Source organism: Nonomuraea diastatica (assembly GCF_004349015.1).
Lineage (GTDB): Bacteria > Actinomycetota > Actinomycetes > Streptosporangiales > Streptosporangiaceae > Nonomuraea > Nonomuraea diastatica.
Genome location: NZ_SMKP01000394.1, coordinates 1 through 1,726, shown reverse-complemented (window position 1 = coordinate 1,726; position 1,726 = coordinate 1). Strand labels below are relative to the sequence as shown.

Genomic DNA, 1,726 nt, shown 5'->3' with positions numbered 1-1,726 from the left:
CCTGGTAGTCGTGATCGGTTGGCTGCGGCAGCTCGTGCAGTCGTCTGGACCTGCGCGCTCCGGGAACTGCAAGCGGTGGCGAACCCGCACCGACGGCGGGCCACGGTAGTGCATGCGAGCAGGGCTAAGCGCGTATCCAGAACTCCTGCGCGTAACAGGGTGTGAGATCACCGGGGCATGCAGGCATTGACAGGGGCCCCGCCGGGGGTTGGATCGAGGTTGTTCACACCGTCTCTCCGCCCCGGCGAGGTCGTGGTCAGTATGCGCCCTCCTGTCGTGTTCGCCAATGCTCCGGCCGCCTCCGTTGAGGACCTGCAGACGGAGTTACGGGGTCGTTGGCGGCAGGCGACGCGGGCGGTGATGGTGCTGTTGTCGCTGCACGGGTTGCCGGCGGCTGCTGACCTGCTCGGCTACGACCCGGGCACAGTCCGCCGCTGGATCGGGCGGTTCAACCGCCTCGGGGTGGCGGGCCTGGCCGACCGTCCCCGCCCGGGTCGTCCGCGGCTGGGCGGCCGCCGGCTGACTGACCGCATCGCCGCGCTGCTGGCCCGGCCGGGACCGTGGACGATCCCCAGGTTGTGGCGGCTGCTGAATCGGCCCGCGCTGAGCAGGCGCACCCTGTATCGGCGGGTGCGGCTGGTGGCCATCTGGCGGCGCCCCAAGCTGATCGCCAAAGGAGATCCGCACCGCTGGCGGGTGGTCGCCGACATCACCGCCCGGCTGCGCGAACTACCGCAAGGAGCGGTGGTGTGGGCCACTGATGAGACCCACGTCAACTGGCTGCCGCACGTTCGGGCCAGCTGGACGTTGCGCTCGGGCCGCCCGGAGATTCCCACGCCGGGCAAGAACCGGCAGGCCACCGTGTTCGGCGCGCTGGAGATGACCACCGGCCGGTGGGTGTATCGGCTGGGCCGCCGGTGCGCGGCCGACTTCCTGCTCCTGCTGGATCAAGTGATCGCCGCGTTCCCGGCTGCTCCCGCCATCGTGGTGATCTGCGACAACGACAGCATCCACCACGCCAAGGTGGTCACCGCCTACCTCACCAAGCACCCCCAGCTGGAGCTGCTGTACGGGGCGCGCTACAGCCCGCACGACAACCCCGTCGAACGGATCTGGGCCGCGCTGAAGGCGTTCATCGCCAACACCGCCGTCACCTGGCCCGGACGCCTCCGGCAGGTCCACGCCTTCTTCCGCGCCCGCTCACCCGACCAGCTCCTGACCACCGCGGCTCCCTGGGTCAGCTCCGCTCCCCGCCGGTTACAAACGGAACTATTGGAATGCCGCTTAGCGGCGACTGGCCATCATCGGCTCCCTGACCACGATCTAGGGACGGAATGTCACCCGATCTGCGCCTTGCGCGCGGCCCGGGCCCGGTACGACTGTCCGGCCGACGCGGCACTCAGCTTGCCTGGCGGCCGGCACTCCCATGGTCTGGCAAGGCTCACGGTGGCCGAGGCCGGGCCCTCGCCCCGATGTGTGGACACCTTGAGTGCCGGATGATGGAAATCCGGAGGCAAGGAGTTCCACGTGGCGATGAAGTCGTATCCGCCGGAGTGCAAGGCGGACGCCGTCGCGTTGTATCTGTCTGACCCGGCGCGAACGTACGCGTCGGTGGCGCGGGACCTGGGCATCAACCGCGAGACCCTGCGTCTGTGGGTGAAGGAGGCCCGCGCGGACGGCACCGCCGGGGCGAAGAAGGCGGGCCCGGCCAAGAAGCCGGCGAGCG

The 1,726-nt window shown here is 69.9% G+C and carries 1 protein-coding gene and 1 pseudogene; both read left to right on the top strand.

The features are described from left to right. Positions 1 to 261: 261 nt before the first annotated feature. Positions 262 to 1,288 (top strand): annotated as a pseudogene (locus E1294_RS51810) (IS630 family transposase). 245 nt (positions 1,289 to 1,533) lie between these two features. After that, the coding region (locus tag E1294_RS51805; RefSeq protein ID WP_246083896.1) for a transposase at positions 1,534 to 1,726 on the top strand (193 nt) is incomplete at its 3' end.